Source organism: Parvularcula marina (assembly GCF_003399445.1).
Lineage (GTDB): Bacteria > Pseudomonadota > Alphaproteobacteria > Caulobacterales > Parvularculaceae > Parvularcula > Parvularcula marina.
On sequence record NZ_QUQO01000001.1, the window covers coordinates 2,127,234 to 2,144,449 of the forward strand.

19 protein-coding genes are annotated in these 17,216 nt (G+C 60.7%); 7 read left to right on the plus strand and 12 right to left on the minus strand.

All coding sequences use genetic code 11. The features are described from left to right. Window positions 1-135 precede the first annotated feature (135 nt). Together phoU and phoB are read left to right on the plus strand one after the other, a co-directional pair. The gene (gene phoU / locus DX908_RS10280; protein WP_158548670.1) at window positions 136-855 is read left to right on the plus strand and encodes a phosphate signaling complex protein PhoU; all 720 of its coding nucleotides are present in this window, start codon (window positions 136-138) and stop codon (window positions 853-855) included. A gap of 35 nt (window positions 856-890) precedes the next feature. After that, window positions 891-1,583, plus strand: coding sequence for a phosphate regulon transcriptional regulator PhoB (gene phoB / locus DX908_RS10285; RefSeq protein ID WP_116392252.1), 693 nt, complete (start codon window positions 891-893; stop codon window positions 1,581-1,583). A 4-nt stretch (window positions 1,584-1,587) separates the two neighbouring features. Here the strand turns inward: phoB and DX908_RS10290 are convergent, their stop codons facing one another. Next, entirely contained in the window at window positions 1,588-3,048 is a 1,461-nt protein-coding gene (locus DX908_RS10290; RefSeq protein ID WP_116392253.1) for a TrkH family potassium uptake protein, read from the minus strand. A 44-nt stretch (window positions 3,049-3,092) separates the two neighbouring features. Beyond that, the gene (gene apaG, locus DX908_RS10295) at window positions 3,093-3,497 is read right to left on the minus strand and encodes a Co2+/Mg2+ efflux facilitator ApaG/CorD (RefSeq protein ID WP_116392254.1); all 405 of its coding nucleotides are present in this window, start codon (window positions 3,495-3,497) and stop codon (window positions 3,093-3,095) included. Window positions 3,498-3,654: 157 nt separating this feature from the next. Between apaG and DX908_RS10300 the strand changes: the two genes are divergently transcribed. Further along, window positions 3,655-4,737, plus strand: coding sequence for a 2'-deoxycytidine 5'-triphosphate deaminase (locus DX908_RS10300; RefSeq protein ID WP_116392255.1), 1,083 nt, complete (start codon window positions 3,655-3,657; stop codon window positions 4,735-4,737). Window positions 4,738-4,799: 62 nt separating this feature from the next. Next, window positions 4,800-5,537 carry a ligase-associated DNA damage response endonuclease PdeM gene (pdeM, locus tag DX908_RS10305; RefSeq protein ID WP_116392256.1) on the plus strand — a complete coding sequence of 246 codons (738 nt, stop codon included), beginning with the start codon at window positions 4,800-4,802 and terminating at the stop codon, window positions 5,535-5,537. On the opposite strand, the gene DX908_RS10310 is transcribed toward pdeM, so the two are convergent. Beyond that, the gene (locus DX908_RS10310) at window positions 5,534-6,028 is read right to left on the minus strand and encodes a DUF3429 domain-containing protein (protein ID WP_116392257.1); all 495 of its coding nucleotides are present in this window, start codon (window positions 6,026-6,028) and stop codon (window positions 5,534-5,536) included. The two genes, pdeM and DX908_RS10310, sit on opposite strands and share 4 nt — an antisense overlap. 47 nt (window positions 6,029-6,075) lie before the next feature. After that, window positions 6,076-6,858, minus strand: a complete 783-nt coding sequence (gene gloB, locus DX908_RS10315; protein WP_116393060.1) for a hydroxyacylglutathione hydrolase — start codon at window positions 6,856-6,858, stop codon at window positions 6,076-6,078. Window positions 6,859-6,939: 81 nt separating this feature from the next. On the opposite strand from gloB, the gene DX908_RS10320 reads away from it, so the two are divergent. Beyond that, on the plus strand, window positions 6,940-7,704 hold the full coding sequence (locus DX908_RS10320) for a class I SAM-dependent methyltransferase (RefSeq protein WP_116392258.1): 765 nt from the start codon (window positions 6,940-6,942) through the stop codon (window positions 7,702-7,704). An 11-nt stretch (window positions 7,705-7,715) separates the two neighbouring features. Continuing rightward, a complete protein-coding gene (gene hisC, locus DX908_RS10325; protein ID WP_116392259.1) occupies window positions 7,716-8,813 on the plus strand; it encodes a histidinol-phosphate transaminase in 1,098 nt (365 codons plus the stop codon). A 113-nt stretch (window positions 8,814-8,926) separates the two neighbouring features. Here hisC and DX908_RS10330 read toward each other — a convergent pair whose 3' ends face one another. From DX908_RS10330 to DX908_RS10355, 6 genes are all read right to left on the minus strand, one after another. Next, window positions 8,927-9,880, minus strand: a complete 954-nt coding sequence (locus DX908_RS10330) for a DUF2125 domain-containing protein (protein WP_158548673.1) — start codon at window positions 9,878-9,880, stop codon at window positions 8,927-8,929. Beyond that, the gene (locus tag DX908_RS10335; protein WP_116392261.1) at window positions 9,870-10,640 is read right to left on the minus strand and encodes a lysophospholipid acyltransferase family protein; all 771 of its coding nucleotides are present in this window, start codon (window positions 10,638-10,640) and stop codon (window positions 9,870-9,872) included. The genes DX908_RS10330 and DX908_RS10335 overlap by 11 nt, the downstream gene beginning before the upstream one ends. A 4-nt stretch (window positions 10,641-10,644) precedes the next feature. Next, window positions 10,645-11,241: a YdcF family protein gene (locus DX908_RS10340; RefSeq protein ID WP_116392262.1), complete on the minus strand. Its 597-nt coding sequence runs from the start codon at window positions 11,239-11,241 to the stop codon at window positions 10,645-10,647. A 70-nt stretch (window positions 11,242-11,311) separates the two neighbouring features. Further along, window positions 11,312-12,847 (minus strand): amidophosphoribosyltransferase, encoded by a 1,536-nt coding sequence (purF, locus tag DX908_RS10345; protein WP_116392263.1) that lies wholly within the window; start codon window positions 12,845-12,847, stop codon window positions 11,312-11,314. A gap of 69 nt (window positions 12,848-12,916) precedes the next feature. Next, a complete protein-coding gene (locus DX908_RS10350) occupies window positions 12,917-13,432 on the minus strand; it encodes a CvpA family protein (RefSeq protein ID WP_116392264.1) in 516 nt (171 codons plus the stop codon). Between the two features lie 90 nt (window positions 13,433-13,522). Further along, window positions 13,523-14,569, minus strand: a complete 1,047-nt coding sequence (locus DX908_RS10355) for a helix-turn-helix domain-containing protein (protein ID WP_116392265.1) — start codon at window positions 14,567-14,569, stop codon at window positions 13,523-13,525. Window positions 14,570-14,752: 183 nt separating this feature from the next. Between DX908_RS10355 and DX908_RS10360 the strand changes: the two genes are divergently transcribed. After that, complete coding sequence (locus DX908_RS10360; protein ID WP_116392266.1) at window positions 14,753-15,568, plus strand: DUF2306 domain-containing protein; 816 nt, start codon at window positions 14,753-14,755, stop codon at window positions 15,566-15,568. A gap of 5 nt (window positions 15,569-15,573) precedes the next feature. On the opposite strand, the gene DX908_RS10365 is transcribed toward DX908_RS10360, so the two are convergent. Then, window positions 15,574-15,993 carry a response regulator gene (locus tag DX908_RS10365; RefSeq protein WP_116392267.1) on the minus strand — a complete coding sequence of 140 codons (420 nt, stop codon included), beginning with the start codon at window positions 15,991-15,993 and terminating at the stop codon, window positions 15,574-15,576. A gap of 60 nt (window positions 15,994-16,053) precedes the next feature. Beyond that, entirely contained in the window at window positions 16,054-17,106 is a 1,053-nt protein-coding gene (locus DX908_RS10370; RefSeq protein WP_116392268.1) for a sensor histidine kinase, read from the minus strand. Window positions 17,107-17,216: the final 110 nt, after the last annotated feature.

Sequence of the window (17,216 nt, forward strand, 5' to 3'; positions counted from 1 at the left end):
TGCGGCGCAAACGCCGCAAGCTCAGCATTTTGGCGCCTTTTTCGCATAATGGATGCCAGAGAGACGGGGATCGTCTCGTGACCGACAAGAATCTGTCACATGAATCAGGCAGATGGGGCTGACCGGGAGAGCAGAATGCCCTTTGGACTATTGAAATCGGTAGCTGGCCGGCTCGACAAGGTTGATATCGCCCTCGCAACGATGGGCGGACTGGTCGAGCAACAGGTGGCTGACGCAATCGCTGCCTTCGAGCGGGGAGATGTGCTCCTCGCCGAGGAAGTGCGCCTGCGCGACACCGAAGTTGATCGCCATGAACGCCTGATCGAGCGCGAGGTCGTGGCCATCCTTGAAGACCGCCGTCCGGGCGGGGAATCGCTGCGCCGCGCCATGACTGCCATCAAGCTGGCCGCTGAAATGGAGCGCGTTGGGGATCTTTCCAAGAATATCGCCAAGCGCACGACCGTCCTGGCAGATCTCGAAGATATCGACGCAACGCGCCGGGTCGTTCCGACCGTTGCTCGCATGGGTCGCCGCGCACTGACCCAGTTCGGGGAAAGCCTTGACAGTCTCTTCCGCGGCAATGCGGCAGCCGCCCTCGCGGTGCGTGAGGCGGATGACCAGATCGATGATCTCTATAATTCGATCTTCCGAGAGATTCTGGTAAGTATGGGCCAGTATGCTGCTGGTGTTCTGATGGGCACGCATCTTGTGTTCGTCGCCAAGAATTTTGAACGGATCGGTGATCACGCAACGAATATCGCCGAGAGGGTGCATTACACCCTGACAGGTGAAGAGTTGACGGAAGAGCGTCCGAAGACGGACACGACCAGCGTGACGGCGCTGTCGAGCGTCTGACGGGCCTTCCCGCCGCAGACTGACGGAACCAGACAATGAATGCGACCAAAGTGATGATCGTGGAGGATGAAGCCTCGATCGCCGCCCTTCTGGAATATAATCTGAGCAAGGAAGGTTTTGCCGTCTCCATGGCCGGTGACGGTGAGGAAGCCATGATCAAGGTCGAGGAAGAACGCCCCGACGTGATCGTCCTTGACTGGATGTTGCCGAATGTCTCGGGCATCGAAGTCTGCCGTCGCTTACGTTCTCGCACAGCGACATCGAATATCCCGATCATCATGCTGACCGCACGAGCAGAAGAAGCCGACAAGGTGCGCGGGCTTGAGACGGGAGCGGATGATTATCTCGTCAAGCCGTTCTCCATGGTCGAGCTGACGGCTCGCATCAGGGCTGTCCTCCGGCGTATCCGGCCGAGCCTTGTGGCAGAGGCTGTGACCTATGGCGATATCGAGATTGACCGCGCGGCCCATCGCGTGCGCCGCGGCGATACCGAAATTCATCTGGGGCCGACCGAATTTCGTCTCCTTGATCATCTGATGCAGAATCCCGGCCGGGTCTTCTCCCGCGAACAGCTCCTCAATGCGGTCTGGGGCTCGGATGTATTCGTTGAGGCACGGACGGTCGATGTCCATATCGGGCGCTTGCGCAAAGCGCTCAACGCGCATGGTCATGACAATCCAATCCGCACGGTCCGCTCAGCAGGCTATGCGCTGGAAGTTGCCTCTTGAGCGCTTAGCGCGTCCAGAACCATGGCGTCAGCATCACGAGGACGGTCAGCAATTCTAGCCGGCCGATCAGCATAGTGATGCTCATGACCCATTTGGCGGCATCCGGCAGGCTGGCGAAATTTGATGCCGGACCGACCGTGGGCCCCAGTCCCGGGCCGACATTGGCAATTGATGTGCCGGCAGCCGAGAGGGCAGTGATCATATCTAGCCCCATGGTGGACAGGATGACGGCGGACGTCGCGAAAATCGCAAAGTAGATGAAAAAGAAGCTCAGCACCGAGAGGAAAACGTCATCGGTGATAATGCGGCCATTGAATCTGGCAACGGTTGCCCGGTGCGGGTGGGCCAATCGCCGGACATGAAGCGCCAGGGCCTCGAAGGCGACCTGCACCCGGAAGACCTTCAGCCCGCAGGAGGTCGAACCAGAACATCCGCCGACGAACGGGATAATGAAGAAGAACCCGGCGGCAAACGCGCCCCACAACATGTAATCGGCAGAAGCATAGCCCGTCCCGGTCATGAGTGAGACGACGTTGAAGATGGCAAGACGGAAGGCCTGGAACGGTTCCAGTCCAAAATCATGGGCAATTCTAAGGCCGATGATGAGGGTACCTGCTGCGATGACGAGGAGGAAGAGCTTGACCTCGCTGTCTTTTGTCAGCCTCCCGACTTTCCCGCGCAGCAGAAGCAGATACAGCGTAAAGGGCAGAGCCCCGATAATCATGAAGACTGTCGCTACGAGGTCGACGGGATAGCGGATGGAGGGGTCGGTCAGGAAATAGCCAAAGCTTGCGTCCTTGGTCGAAAAGCCGCCGGTTGCAATCGTTGTCATGGCATGATTGATCGCATCAAACCCGGTCATGCCGCAGAATTTATAAGCAGCAAAACACAAGAAGGTCAGGAAGACATAGAGGATCGTGATGGCGCTCGCGATCTGCCCGGTGCCGGGCAAGATTTTCTCGGAGGGTTCAGAGGCCTCCATGCGGAAGAGCTGCAGACCACCGACGGCCAGAAACGGCATCAGGGCGGTCGCCATGACGACAACGCCGACACCGCCGAGCCATTGCAGGATTGAACGCCACAAAAGGAAACCAGGTGGTGCATTATCAAGGCCGGATACGACCGTGCTGCCCGTTGTCGTCAGCCCCGACATCGATTCGAAAAATGCATCGGTGACCGAAAGGTCCTTACTGCCGAGGATGAAGGGGAGAGTGCCTGCGATCGCGATCGCAAGCCAGATCATCGTGACGGTCAAAAAGCTTTGCCTTGTCGTCAGCCCTTCGATCTTGCCCCAGCACGCCGTGGCCAGGCCCGTCCCGCACGTCCCGCAAACCAGCGCGGCCGTGCCAAAGGCGCGCCAGTCTCCATGCCCGGCGATCAAATCGGCGAGCAATGGAAACAGCATCAACCCCCCTGTCATGCAGATGAAGAGGCCGACAATGAAAAGGACCGGGCGGAATTCCATTCTTCTCTCGGGCAGCTACCAGCGCCGCTGGGGGAGGGTGTCCGTCAATTCGGGCGCTGACGGCAATGGGGGCTATCGAGGGAGAAGGCGGGGATGCCCGCCATGAAATGCTCACCGCCCGCGGTCAGCATGCCGTAATGGCCGACCATCAGGCCTGAGGGCGTCTCGAGCGGACAGCCCGAGACATATTCATAGACATCGCCAGGCGCGAGAACCGGCTGCTCGCCGACCACCCCGTCACCATCGACGGTGAAGGTGCGCCCGCTGGAATCAGTGATCTGCCAGTGCCGGTCGCACAGCCGCACGACCGTGTCGGAATCATTGTCGATCCGCACCCGATAGGCCCAGACATAATGGCTTTCAGACGGCTCGGATTCTTCTTCCAGATAATCCGGCTCGACGGTGACGCGGATACCGCGCGTCACTTCCTCATAAAGGGGCGTCTCCATGGAGACCTCACTTACACTTTGCCCAACGCATTCGCCCTTGCCCGGCGAAGGGGGCGGTTTACGCCTCCGGGCGCGTCACGCAAAGCCTTTCCTCCAGTTGCGTCTTGCTCTTGGCAGAGGGGGCCAGTACCCCGTCTGACACTGAGAAAGAGGACCTATGACCGCGTCTACCAACGGTATTTTTCAGGCAGATGACATTCGCGCCGCGATTGGCAGCGGCGTGATCGGCCTTGGCGCCGAGGCGGGAGCGGCCCAGATCCAGCCGGCCAGCCTCGACCTGACTCTCGGCGCGAAGGCATGGCGCGTTCGCGCGGCATTCCTGCCAGGCCGGGAGAAAACGGTCGAAGGGCGCCTTGAAGAAGGGCTTGGCCTGCATGAGCTGGACCTGACCGAAGGGGCCGTCCTTGAGAAGGGCTGCGTCTATCTCGTCAAGCTGCGCGAAAGCCTGACCCTGCCTTTCGGTGTCTTTGCGCGGGCCAATCCGAAAAGCTCGACCGGCCGGATCGATGTCTTTGTCCGCCTCGTGACGGATATGGGCACTTCTTATGAGACCGTTCCTGCTGGTTATGATGGCCCGCTTTATGCGGAGATCAGCCCCCGGACGTTCTCGATACTTGTGCGGGAGGGCTCCAGCCTCAACCAATTGCGCATCCGGCGCGGACAAAGCGCGCTCAGTGATGATGAGCTCTCGGCCCTGCATGTCGCCGATCCGCTCGTGACGGGAGTGGCCGATATCGAAGGGGGTTTGCGCGTCTCGGTCGATCTGGGCGGCAGTCTGGGCGGCATCATCGGCTACCGCGCGCGGCGGCACACAGGATTGATTGATATCGATAAGGTCGGCGCGCTGGCGCCCGATGATTATTTCGAGCCGATCCCCCGGCCCACCAATGGGTTTCTCATTCTGGACCCGGATGAATTTTATATTCTTGCGAGCCGTGAAGAGCTGCGTATGCCGCGCGACCTGGCTGCCGAGATGGTGCCGATCGATACCGACCTTGGAGCCTTCCGGGTGCATTATGCGGGCTTCTTTGACCCGGGCTTTGGGCTCGAGGCGCCGAGCCGCGCTGTCCTTGAGGTTCGCGGCTATGATGCGCCTTTCGTGCTGGAGCATGGCCAGACCGTGGCCCGGCTTTCCTTCGAGCGGCTGTCGGGCGAGCCTGCGCTTGCTTATGGGGCGGGCATGAAATCGAACTATCAAGGCCAGGGCCTCCGGCTCTCCAAGCATTTCAATATGGGGTGAGGGCGGTGTTCGGGAAAACTCGTCATTCCCAAGCCCCCGCGCGCCGCATAGCCTTTGCCTCCATGCCGACACGATCCAATCAATGGCCCGGCGCCTGTCATTGGCGCCTCTCCGGCACCGATGTGTGGCTCGACGCGTCGGGCGCGATGTTCGTGCCTGCCGCCAGCCTGCTTGTCGTCTCGGACCTGCATTTCGAAAAGGGCTCACATTACGCCGAACGCGGACAGATGATCCCGCCCTATGACACTCGCGCGACTTTAAAGGCGGTCGAAGCGGCGATCCGAAAATACCGCCCCCGGACGGTTCTGTCGCTCGGCGATACCTTCCATGATGGCAGGGCAGAGGCCCGCATGATGGCCGAGGACCGACAGAAGCTGATCGCGCTTTGTGAAGCGCAGGACTGGATCTTCGTTCTCGGCAATCACGACCCTCTGCCGCCAAAAGCGTTCAGAGGGAGGGCGGTAGAAGAGATCAGTGCCGGGGGCCTGCACTTTACCCATGAACCCGAAGGGGCGGGCTGGCATGTCGCCGGGCACCTTCACCCTTGTGCGCTGGCGGTCAGTGAGGGGCGCGGCTTCCGGCGGAGCTGTTTCATCTCCGACGGCACACGGATGATCCTGCCCTCAATGGGCGCCTATACGGGCGGGCTCAATGTGCTGGATGAGGCTTTTGCGCCAGCATTCCCGGACGGTTTTGATGTCTTCCTGCGCAGTGGGCCACGTGTTTTCCGCGTGCCGGTCTCATCGCTGCGGGCTGATAACCAGCCGGTACGCGGCTGGCGCCTTGGCGCGCGGGCCTAAAAGCGGGTCAGACCCAAAATCGTCAGTAAGAGGAAGCCTGTGGTGGCGAGCGTCAGCCGCATTCGCAATCCGCGATACCATGGCGACCATTCATTGCGTGCGAGCAGCTCGGTCGTCAGCAGAAAGAGGAATGCGACGAGGAGGATACCGAACCGCACGGTTGATCCCATGCCAAGGCCGGGCAGCAACTGGTTGGGCACCACCGCCGCCCAGCCGAGCAGCAGCGGGAAGGCGGTAAAGATCAGCCGGTCCGGTCGCCAGTCACGGATCGCGACGCCCCATCTTGCGCCGCCAAGGAATGACACGACGATCGCGCCATAAATCAGCACCCAGCCGATAAAGCTCATCGCCAGTTCATAGGTAAAGAGCCCCGGCGTCATCCAGATCAGGATCGCGGCAAGGGCAAAGGGGATCAGGCTGGCATAGCCAAACTGCATGGCCCGCAATTGCGTGCTTGAGGGGCGGTCAAGATCGGTCCCAACGATGCGCATGCCTCATCCTCTCTCCTGCCGGAGAGCTTAACAGATTTGGCGTGAGACTAGAAACTGTCCTTGCGGCGGCGGATCTCAGCGAAGACCTCCGCCGGGGCAGCCTCCCCCATGCCGATGGCCGCCTGCATCGAGGGGGCATCAGCGCGAAGGAAGGGGTTGGTCTCAAGCTCTGTCGCAAGCGTCATCGGCACGGTTGGCTCGCCTTTCTCCCGCAAGGTCTTCACTTCGCCGATCCGGGCGGCAAGCGCTGCATTCTCCTCGCCGAGGCTGTCGGCAAAGGTGGCATTGGCGGCAGTATATTCATGCGCGCAGTAAAGCGTCATGTCCGCCGGCAGGGCTTTGAGTTTGGAAAGCGAGGCCCACATTTGCTCAGGACTGCCTTCAAAGAGGCGCCCGCAGCCCAAGCTGAAGAGCGTGTCGCCGACAAAGCCGACATGCCCTTCGTCAAAAAGATAGCAGATATGCCCCATCGTATGGCCGGGCGTGTCGATCACGCGGAAAATGACATCGCCAAGCGCCACCTCATCGCCGTCGCAGACGGCGCGGTCACGGCCCGGAATACGGTCGCCTTCGCCTGACGGGCCTATGATCTGGGCGCCAAAGCGGGTTTTGAGGGCCTCATTCCCGCCTGTGTGATCGAAATGCCAGTGCGTGTTGAGGATCAAATCGAGCCCCCAGCCCTGTCGGTCGAGTTCCGCCGCGATGGCGTCGGCATCGGGCGTGTCGACACAGGCGGTTTTTCCCGATCCCTCCTCGCGCAGCAGGAATCCATAATTATCTTTGAGGCAAGGAAATTGGACGACGGTGAGCGGGCCGTATGTGCGTTTCATGATCATGGTTTGTGATATGGGCGCGAAAAGCGCAATGTCGCGCCGAATTCGCACCGCCGACAAAGGAGATCAGGTTTGCGGGTGGCCGTTTCGGAACTCGAAGGGTTCTACGCCAGCGCCATGGGCGCCGTGGCGCAAGAGGCCCTGTCGACGAAACTGACCCAAGCCTGGGGCACGGCGGAGCATTTGCGAGTAGCGGGCTTTGGCTACACCCAGCCTTATCTCGGGGTTTTCACCGGGGCCGAGCGCATGGTTGCGATGAGCCCCGCCGGGGCCGGTATCCGCGCGGGCGGCGATGTCCCCGCAGCGCTGGTCAGCGAATGCGCCTGGCCCTTGCCCGATGCCTCGATCGACCGGCTCCTGATCCTTCACGGCATGGAGGAAAGCGCCGATGCCCGCCGCCTGTTGCGCGAGGCATGGCGGGTTCTGGCCGATGACGGGCTGATGATCATCGCGGTCGCCAACCGCCGCGGGCCGTGGGCGATGGTTGAGACCAGCCCCTTTGCCGCTGGCCAGCCCTATTCGCGGCGCCAGCTCGATGATGCACTGAAAGCCGCCATGTTCGGGCCGACCGCCCATGCAACGGCGCTGCATTTCCCGCCGATCAGGAACAAGGCGCTGCTCCGGCTCGCCCCGACATGGGAGCGGCTGGGCGCGACGATTGAGGATTGGCGCCTGCCGCCGATCTTCCCCAATCTCGCGGGCGTCAATCTGGTTGAGGCCCGTAAGGTCAGTGCCCTGCCGATTTCGGGCAGCAAGGCGGAGGTCTTCCGACCCGGCCTGTTGATGCCGGGGCGCCTCGGGAAGGCAAGCCCTGCCAATCGCGTGAAGAAAGTCAGAAAGTGACAGAAGACAGAATGCCGAAACGGCCGCAGCCTCTCGCCGGGCTCGCCGATATTGCCCCTTACGTGCCGGGCAAGGCCGAGGCGGGCGGAAAGAAAGTGTGGAAGCTCTCCGCCAATGAGAGCGCGATGGGGCCAAGCCCAAAAGCGGTCGCGGCGGCACAGGAAGCGGCCGCTTATATTCATATCTACCCTGACGGCGCGGCGCGCGATCTCAAAACGGGGATTTCGGAAGTTGAGGGGCTCGACCCTGCTCGCCTGATCATCGGGTCGGGATCGGATGAAGTGCTCCAGCTCCTCATCCGAGCTTATGCCGCGCCGGGTGAGGCGATCCTGCAATCAGCGCATGGCTTCTCCTATTACCATGTTGCGGCGGCGGCTGTCCGGGTGAAGACGATTTTCGTGCCGGAAGTGAATTATCTTGCAGATGTCGATGCGCTCCTCGCCGCAGTCGCGCCGGAGGTACGGATTGTCTTCATCGCCAATCCGAACAATCCGACCGGCACAGTCCTGATGGCCGATGAGCTGCGCCGTCTGCGGGACGGCCTGCCTGATGAGGTGATGCTCGTCCTTGATGGCGCCTATGCAGAATACATGATCGATGAGGGCTATAGTGATGGCTGCGATCTCGTTGATGAAGCGATAGAGCGCGGCATGGATAATGTCGTCATGACCCGGACATTCTCCAAGATTTATGGGCTTGGCGGCGCGCGGGTCGGCTGGGGCTATGGCCCGCCGGAAGTGATCTCGATCCTTGAGCGGATCCGCCCGCCTTTCAACATCACCGTGCCGTCGCTGAAAGCCGCCGAAGCCGCGATCCGTGATCAGGCTTTCATGACGGAGAACCGCGCCTTCACTTTATCCGAACGCGCGCGGCTGAAAGAGGGGATCGAGGCGCTCGGCTTTGCGACCATCCCCAGCCACGCCAATTTCGTGACCTTCGATGCGGGCAGTGCTGATGACGCAAAAGCAATCCTTGCTCATCTGGAGGCAGACGGCATTCTCATCCGCAGCGCGGCCTCCAGCGGCTTGCCCTCCCATCTGCGCGTGACGGTGGGCCCCGCCGAAGCGAGCGATGCGTTTCTTGAGAGCCTGAAGGCTTTCGCTGCTTGAGTAAGTCGGCCTCGTCCTTCGAGACGCCGCGTTGCGGCTCCTCAGGATGAGGCCTCAAAAAAATCCTCATTCTGAGGTGGCCCGCAGGGCCCTCGAAGAACGAGGATTTTCCGTTAGCGGACTTTCGGTAGCTCGCCGATTTTTGCGCGAGCAATGCCGGAGATATAAAGTGCGCCGCCGCTCATCTCGAAGGGCACGGTCGCCTCGGGTTTGCCGGAGCGATAGGCCTTGAGCACCAGCTCCGCCTGAAGAAGCTGGTTGGGCTCTGCTATCTCGAAAGTGCGGATCAGCGAGAGGAGCTTTTGCTCATCGCGATAGGTGACATCGAGACGGCCTGCGGGATAGCCCGCCTCATCAATGCCGAGTTTGCCATCGAGTTTGATGAGGGTCGGTGGGCCGTCGCGCCCATCGTCAAAGGCGATCTGGGAGGCTTCGATGGTTACCTTGTCGCCCTGCCCGGGCTCATGGCTGATGAGGAGGTCCACACCGGGGAGGATCGCCTGGCGGTCTGTTTCATCCGTATAGGTGACATTCCGGAAGCTCGCGCCAAGATACCATTTATCCGGCTCATCGCTTACCCAATTGGCTTTCAGCGACCCAAGGTCGAGAGACGGCCCGTCGGGGATCTCGACCAGCACGTCATCGCCTTCGGCGCTGTATTTATCCTCAGCGATCCCGACACGCAGATTGTTCGGCGTCAGGCTGAGATATTCCTCACCGAGAATGATCGCCTGCGGCCCGCGGGGGGCAAGGATCAGGGTCTCAAGATCATGCGGCACGGCAATGATGTGGAGGATCTCGCCCGACCAGTCGAAATTGCCGCGCTGCGCCCAGTTGAAATTGTCGATCCGGGCACGGAGCGCCATGGGGTAGCCGCGCACCTTGATCCCGTCATAGGTGACGGTGTGCCCGGCCTCGCGCTCATTTTCGATGAACTTGTCGACCTCGTCGCGCATGAACCCGGCGCCATAGAACCACAGCGCGGTATAGCCCGCGATCAGCAGCCCGCCGATGACAAGGGGCAGGATCAGGAAAAGCCGGTTGGCGCGGCGCTCGCTAGTGCTCATGGCGGGGCAGTCCTTCGCTGACGGGCGGGTTCGACCCTGCTTGTCCCCTCGGGGCCTCGGCTTCAAGCCGCCGGACGGCATTTTCAACGGTCCGCTCCAGCTCCTCGGTCAGCGCCGCGCGGTCGAGCCCTGCAGGCAGGGGAGGGAAGACTTCCATTTTGATCGTGCCGGGGATCTTCTCCGGCCCCGGCGTCAGCCAGTAGCTGCCCGAATTATGCGCGACCGGCACGACCGGCAGGTTCAGGCTTTTGGCCAGTGCCGCGATGCCCGGCTGATAGGGGGCATGGCTGCCGGGCGCCGCGCGGGTGCCTTCGGGGAAGATCACTATATGGCTCGCACCGTCTTCCAGCGCCGTCTTTGCCTCGGTCAGCATCGAGCGCAGCGCCTTGGCGCCGGCATCCCGGTCGACAAAGATGAAGCCGACCGCCTGGCACCACCAGCCGAACATCGGAATGCTCTTCAGCTCTTTTTTCAGGACGATCGCTCCGCGCGGCAGCTCGACCGTCAGGGCCAGCGTCTCCCACATTGACTGGTGCTTGGCTGCGATGATGGCGGGGCTGGTCGCAAAATGCTCCCGGCCCGTCACTTCGGAGCGGACCCCGCAGAGCCAGCGCGCGGCGCACAGATTGCTCCGGGCCCAGAGCTTGGCCACCTGCCATGCTGCCGGGCGATAGGCCATGAACGGCACGCCCAGTAACCCGATCACTGTGGTCGAGAGGCAGAGAAAGAGGAGATAAGCGTAGGAACGGATAAGACGCATGGGCTCAGGTCAGGGACCGCGCATAGGCGAGCAGGAATTTGGCATATTCCCGCGACAGCAGGTTCCAGACTTTGGGCGAGGTCATCCAGCCTTCATCCGGGGCCAGACGGCTAGCCACGGGCACACTGACGATTGTCAGTTTCGGCGCGGCATGTTTCAGCTCGACGGCGGCGCGCGGCAGATGGAATTCGGACGTCACCAGCACGACCGCTTCATAGCCATGGGCAACGGCCCAGTCGCGGGCTTCCAGCGCATTGCCAATCGTCGTCTGGGCGCGGGGGCCAAGATCGACACAGCATTCGATCAGGGTGCGGTCACCGGTGGCGGCAAGATCGTTCTTGGTCACCTGCGGATGGGTGCCGGAAATCAGGACCCGCTCAGCCAGCCCCGTTTCATAAAGCTTGAGCGCCCGCTCGATCCGCTCCCCGCTGCCGCCGGTAAAGACGACGATGCCGACCTTGTCGCGGGGGATGCCTTCAAGTGCGCTCATCGCGCGATCCATGTCGAAATTACGCTCGCGCGGCAGCTGGCCGACAAAGATGAAGAACCCGAGGACGAGGCCAAGGGCTATTCCTGCCAGGAGCTTCACGAAAACACGCATCGATGAGGGCCGTCCTTGTTCGAGACACCAGCCTAATATGGCAAGCGTCTGATGGCAAAGCCTTCCGGGGTTAGCTCGTTTCCGCGAGGAAAGAGAGTTGCTCGACTTTCGCGACCTGTTTGAGGCGGTCAAGATCGGTCAGCGGGGTCGGATATTTGCCCGTGAAGCAGTGATCCGAATAGGCGGGCCGTTCGGGATCGCGCGGGCCTTTGCCGAAGGCTTCATACATCCCGTCGACCGACAGGAAGGCAAGGCTGTCCGCGCCGATATGCTCGCGGATTTCCTCGACGGTGTAGTTCGCCGCCATGAGCTCCTCGCGGCTCGGCATATCGATGCCGTAATAGTCCGGCCACAGGATCGGCGGACATGCGATCCGGAAATGGACTTCCTTTGCGCCGGCCCGGCGGAGGAGGCGGGTCAGTTTTTTCGAGGTCGTGCCGCGCACAATGGAATCATCGATCAGGACAACGCGCTTGCCCTCAACGACGCCCTTATTGGGGGAAAGCTTCCGGGCGACGCCCAGCTCGCGTAGCTCCTGCGTCGGCTGGATGAAGGTCCGGCCCGCATAGTGGCCCCGGATCAGCGCCATGTCATAGGACTGGTGCGTTTCATTGGCATAGCCGATCGCCGCCGGCACGCCGCCATCGGGAATTGGGGAGATGACATCCGCCTCGACAGGAGATTCTTTGGCCAGCTGCGCGCCCAGCCGTTTGCGCAACTCATAAACGCATTCATCCTCGATGAAGCTGTTGGGGCGCGCAAAATAGATCAGCTCAAAGACGCAAGACCGGGCATGGCTCTGCGGGGGGAAAATCTGGCGGCTCTCGATCGAGCCATCGGCGCGGCAGATCACCATTTCGCCAGGCTGCACCTCACGGATGAAATCCGCGCCGATCAGGTCAAAGGCGCAGGTTTCGGACGCCAAGACAGGGGCATCGCCGAGCTTGCCGAGGACGAGCGGGCGGATACCCACCGGGTCACGCACACCGATCATCGCATCATGCGTCATCGCGATCAGCGCATAGGCGCCCTCAATGGCGGGCAGACTGTCCATGATCCGTTCAGGGATCGACAGGCGCCGCGATTGCGAGATCAGCTTGACGAAAATCTCGCTGTCCGAGGTCGTATGGAAAATGCGCCCCTCACGGATCAGCTGGGTGCGAAGCGTGCGGGCATTGGTCAGATTGCCGTTATGGGCAAGCGCCAGCCCGCCGCGGTCGAGATCTGCGTAGAAGGGTTGGACATTGCGCAGGCCCGACCCGCCGGTCGTTGAATAGCGCGTGTGTCCGATCCCTGAATTGCCCTTGATCTGGCTGACGACCTTTTCGGACATGAAATGCGAGCTGACGAGGCCGAGCGCTTTTTCATTATAGAACTGCTCACCGTCAAAGGTGGCGATACCGGCCGCTTCCTGCCCGCGGTGCTGGAGAGCATGAAGGCCGAGCGCGATGGTGCCGGCCGCATCGCCCGTATGTCCGATCATGCCAAAGACGCCGCATTCCTCATTGAGGGCGCGCGGCAGTTGCGGGGCACTGATTGCGCGCCGCTGTTCGCGTTCAAGGAAACGGCGCTGGGCCGCAAGAAGGCGGGTATCCTGGCTGGGCATTCAGGCCTCCAAAACCGCTATCGCCCGAAAAGGGTGGAGAAGCGGCTAAGGCCCTTCCGACCCACGGCTCTAGACCGGTTCATTCTGCGGCGATTCGCCGTCTTCTGATTCCGTTTCCGCCCCGAGGGGCTGAAGCCCCATGCCTTCAAAGAACTCGGCGGCAATGACCACGGGTCCTTTGAGAAGCGAGTTTTCAAGCCAAGCGGGCGGGTTGTCCTCGTCGAAATAGATATTGAGGGCCAGATACACCAGCCCCAGCAGGAGCCAACCCCTTATGATTCCATAAATAACGCCGCCGATGCGATCCCAGCGCACAGGCTCCTTGCCCAGATAGCGTCCGAGGACGATCTCAAGGACGATATGCGCGATGATAAAGATGATCAGGAACAGCGTCGCATAGCCCGCGATCTGGCTGAACGTGCCTTCGCCGAAAAGCGTGCTGAAGCTTTGCCCGAAGAACATGCAGGCCATGACGCCAAAGCCGATGGCGACCAGTGTCACGAGCTCACGGGTGAAGCCCCGGATCCAGGCAAAGACGCCGGAAAGACCCAGAATGGCCAGAATGAAAAGATCAAACAGGGTCACGCTGCCTTACCCGCCGGGAACTTGTTATCCGTAATGTCACAATCGGCGCGGCTGGGCCAGCGGGGAATTGCACTTCTCAGGTGTTCAATGTCAGGCGGTTTGCAGCTCGCCTGAACGCGCCGCGGTCCGATACGCACCTGGTGTCATCCCTGTCTCTTCCTTGAAGGCCCTGTTGAAGGGGCCGATCGAGCCAAAACCGCACTCCATCGCGACCGACAGGATCGATTGGTCTGCATGGTGCTCATCACCCAGCATGGCTTTGGCTTGCCCAATGCGATGGTGATTGATCAGCCTGTTGAAGTTCGGATAGCCGAGCGCCCCGGTGATCGCTTGGCTGACTTTATAGTCTGGCTCGCCCAGCACGGCGGCAAGATCAGCCACCTTGATCTCAGGATTGGTGAAGAGCTGCTCGCCCTCGAGATGCTGGGTGATCCGCGCGCCGAGCCGGTGATCGGCCTCAAGCGGTGTGCGCCGGGACTGCTGGCGGGAAGAGCCTGCCGGGAGCGGATGGAACAGCCGATAGCGGACCGCGATGCTTGCGCCAGCGACCGCAAAGACCGCGCAGGTGACCTTGATGACCATTGAATCAAGGACGGTGAATTCGGCGACCTCGCGCTGCAGAACGACGGCGGCGGTAAAGAGGAGCGCATAGCCCGCCACGAACCTCTTGCGGAAAGTCCGCTCTTCGGCGGGCAGGTTCTTGCGCAGGCCTTCCAGCGGTTCAAACAGCGGCAGAAGGAGGACCGTCGAGCTGATCAGCGTGAAGATGTTCGAGACGATGCCGGTCACCATGTTGGCCGGGGCATCGGCGTTCAGGTCGAGCACAAACCCTGTGAGGTAAAGAACGACGACCAGAACGACCGGCCATCGCCCGCCATCGGGGCGGAAAAGCGAGCGGGTCAACAGCCAGGCAATCCCGCAGGTCGCGCTGCAAGCAAAAGTGAAGATGGGCAGGAGCGGGCCGAGATGCTCTCCCGCTGCCGCGACAAGGCAGAAGCTGAAAACGCCCGTCACGAACAACGCCCAATAGATCAGGACCGGATGGGCGGCCAGTTTTTGCCGCGACGTCCCTAGAAAAGAGAGGGCCAGTCCGGCGGTCAGGATCGGGGCTGCCATGATGGCCTGTGTCGCGCTCATTGCGTGCTTCTTCCTCTTCCCGGCAGTTCTTCTAACTTAGGTCCGGCCCAGACCAAAATCGATGCCGGAAATCCCCAAAAAACAATGGCCGATTTCCAAATCAGCGAGACGAGAGCCGCTCATCCTTCTCATTCCTGACCCTACAGCGCGCGAAACTCGCCGGTCAGATGAAAGGATTTCTGGATGCAACCCCCTCGCCATCAACTGTCCGCCCGCCTGCCCGGCAAGGCCCTCAAAACTTCTGGCGTCATTTGGTACCTAACGGCGGCAGCGGGGCAGCTCGCCTTCATCTATTATATCCTCGTTTATTATGGCGGCCGGACGGCGCGCGGCGAATATGCGGCGTGGAACGACCGGCCGATTATCATGGGCTATGCCGAGGGTGACCTTCTCGGCAACATCATGTTCGCCCTTCATGTCCTCCTTGCCGCCGTCATCACCTTTGGCGGGTTGATGCAGCTGATCCCGCCATTGCGGCGGCGGTTCCCCGCTCTTCACCGCTGGAATGGGCGGCTCTTCATGGCGCTTGCCGTTTTCATGGCGATCGGGGGGATATGGCTGGTTTGGGGCAGGGGGGCCTTTCTCTCAGTTTCTTCCGGCATCCCGACGACTATCAACGGCATTCTCATCCTGATCTTCGCAGGTATCGCGCTGCGCTATGCGATCCGGCGCCAGATCGATCAACATCGTCAATGGGCGATGCGGCTCTTCATGGCGGTCAACGGGGTCTGGTTTTTTCGGGTGATGATCATGGCATGGATCATCGGCAATCAGGGGCCGCGCGGGATGAACTCGACGCTTTCAGGTCCTGCCGATTTTGCGATCTCTTACGGCTCGTTTCTGCTGCCACTTCTCGGGCTTGAGATCTATTTTGCCGCAACACGCAGCCAGAGCGCGGGCGCCAAGCTCGCGGCGGCGGGGTTCGTCCTTCTGATGTCAGCGCTGATGGCGCTCGGCATCTTCGGGACCATCACCCGCATGTGGGGGCCATATCTCTGAGGCGATCAGGAGCGAGGCGGGTCATTCCAGGATAAGCGATCCTCAATGGCCCGCCTCAGCTCGAAAAAAGCGAAAGGCTTTTGTACCCGAACTTCAAGCCGGTATTTCTTGGGCAGGTCATTCTCGGCATAGCCGGTGACAAAGACGAACGGAATTTTCTTCTCGTTCAGTTCATCCGCGAGCGGATAGGCCATGGTGCGGTCAAGATTGATATCGAGCACGGCAAGGTCGAAATCCTCGCGGTCGGCGGCAGCCATTGCCTTTTCCAGATTGAGAAACGGCCCGACGGTATCGCAGCCAAAGGATTGAAGGGCCTCTTCGACTTCGAGCGCGACGAAGAACTCATCCTCAACGATCAGTACCCGTTTGCCAGCCAGTCTGCCGGCTTTGCCATCTCCGGTTCCGTGTCGAGGCCCTCCAGCCATGTCGTTTCCCGAGGAGTAGTGGACTTGTGAAGTGCGGATTCTACGCTCTGCCATTTTAATTTATTGCCCCGCTCGTATGACGGAGATGTCAGTCGGTACTGCGATATTGCAGGTCACTCCATCAGGAAAAAAATTCAGCTTAACTGTTCCGTGCAGGTCGTAAGGGACACCGCGTTCAAGCAGCATGTGCCCGAACCCGCGGCGCGTAGGCGGCTCGACCGCAGGGCCGCCAGACTCTGTCCATTGAATGGCCAAAAGCTCATTGTCGTCAGAAACATCCCAGTTGACCGCCACCTTCCCCTCATCAACCGATAGGGCGCCATATTTAGCGGCATTGGTGGCAAGCTCGTGAAATGCCATGCCCAGCGTGATCGCCCCTTTGGGCGTCAGATTGATGTCGGGGCCATGCAGAGAAAGATTCTCAGCCTTGTCATTTCTGTACGGAGAAATCTCATCTTCGATCGTGCTGCGAAGGTCTGCGCCGGTCCATTTGGATTCTGCCAGTCTGTTATGGGTATGGGCGAGCCCGCGGATGCGCCCCTCAAAGGATTTGCGTCCCGCCGCGTAAGAAGCATCTTCATGAAAGCTGCGCTGGGCAACGGAGATGACAGTTGCGAGCGTGTTCTTCACCCGGTGGCTTAGTTCGGCGATCAAGAGGTCGCGCTTCTCCTCGGATTCCTTGCGCTCGGAGATATCGCGGACGATCCCGGTAAAGAGCCTGCGTTCGCCCAGCCGGAATTCACTGATGGACAGGTCGGCAGGGAAGGTCGATCCATCCTTCCGTTGACCAACGACTTCACGGCCGATGCCGATAATCTTCTTCTCGCCTGTGTCGCGATAATGCTTCAGATACTGATCATGATGATCCTGATAAGGTTCAGGCATCAGCATTTTGACATTAGCACCGATCATCTCGTGATCGTCATAGCCGAACAGATTCAGGGCCGCGGGATTGAGGGATTCGATCGTGCCTTCTTCGCTGATCGTAATGACACCATCCAGCGCGTGATCAAGAATAGCCCGTAGGCGGACTTCACTCTCCGCAACATCCTGTCGGTGGGGCCCGGCCGGATTTTCGGGCGCGGGTTCCGCTGTGAGTGTCCTCTCAGTCATGCAGCTCACTCTCTCAGAGCCGTCGCGGCAAATACAACCATCACGTGGTGAAGTGTCGCCGCCTCCCGCTATATAGGTGTGCGCTGGGGGGTCATGCAAACCCTTTCTCA

Bases quoted from the DNA above. Each gene is read 5' to 3' on its own strand.
- gloB (WP_116393060.1), bottom strand. From the start codon at position 6,858: ATGAAACGCACATACGGCCCGCTCACCGTCGTCCAATTTCCTTGCCTC.
- DX908_RS10360 (WP_116392266.1), top strand. From the start codon at position 14,753: ATGCAACCCCCTCGCCATCAACTGTCCGCCCGCCTGCCCGGCAAGGCC.
- DX908_RS10340 (WP_116392262.1), bottom strand. From the start codon at position 11,241: ATGCGTGTTTTCGTGAAGCTCCTGGCAGGAATAGCCCTTGGCCTCGTC.
- DX908_RS10290 (WP_116392253.1), bottom strand. From the start codon at position 3,048: ATGGAATTCCGCCCGGTCCTTTTCATTGTCGGCCTCTTCATCTGCATG.
- pdeM (WP_116392256.1), top strand. From the start codon at position 4,800: ATGCCGACACGATCCAATCAATGGCCCGGCGCCTGTCATTGGCGCCTC.
- DX908_RS10310 (WP_116392257.1), bottom strand. From the start codon at position 6,028: ATGCGCATCGTTGGGACCGATCTTGACCGCCCCTCAAGCACGCAATTG.
- phoB (WP_116392252.1), top strand. From the start codon at position 891: ATGAATGCGACCAAAGTGATGATCGTGGAGGATGAAGCCTCGATCGCC.
- apaG (WP_116392254.1), bottom strand. From the start codon at position 3,497: ATGGAGACGCCCCTTTATGAGGAAGTGACGCGCGGTATCCGCGTCACC.
- DX908_RS10365 (WP_116392267.1), bottom strand. From the start codon at position 15,993: ATGGCTGGAGGGCCTCGACACGGAACCGGAGATGGCAAAGCCGGCAGA.
- DX908_RS10335 (WP_116392261.1), bottom strand. From the start codon at position 10,640: ATGCGTCTTATCCGTTCCTACGCTTATCTCCTCTTTCTCTGCCTCTCG.
- phoU (WP_158548670.1), top strand. From the start codon at position 136: ATGCCCTTTGGACTATTGAAATCGGTAGCTGGCCGGCTCGACAAGGTT.
- DX908_RS10370 (WP_116392268.1), bottom strand. From the start codon at position 17,106: ATGACTGAGAGGACACTCACAGCGGAACCCGCGCCCGAAAATCCGGCC.
- purF (WP_116392263.1), bottom strand. From the start codon at position 12,847: ATGCCCAGCCAGGATACCCGCCTTCTTGCGGCCCAGCGCCGTTTCCTT.
- DX908_RS10330 (WP_158548673.1), bottom strand. From the start codon at position 9,880: ATGAGCACTAGCGAGCGCCGCGCCAACCGGCTTTTCCTGATCCTGCCC.
- hisC (WP_116392259.1), top strand. From the start codon at position 7,716: ATGCCGAAACGGCCGCAGCCTCTCGCCGGGCTCGCCGATATTGCCCCT.
- DX908_RS10355 (WP_116392265.1), bottom strand. From the start codon at position 14,569: ATGAGCGCGACACAGGCCATCATGGCAGCCCCGATCCTGACCGCCGGA.
- DX908_RS10300 (WP_116392255.1), top strand. From the start codon at position 3,655: ATGACCGCGTCTACCAACGGTATTTTTCAGGCAGATGACATTCGCGCC.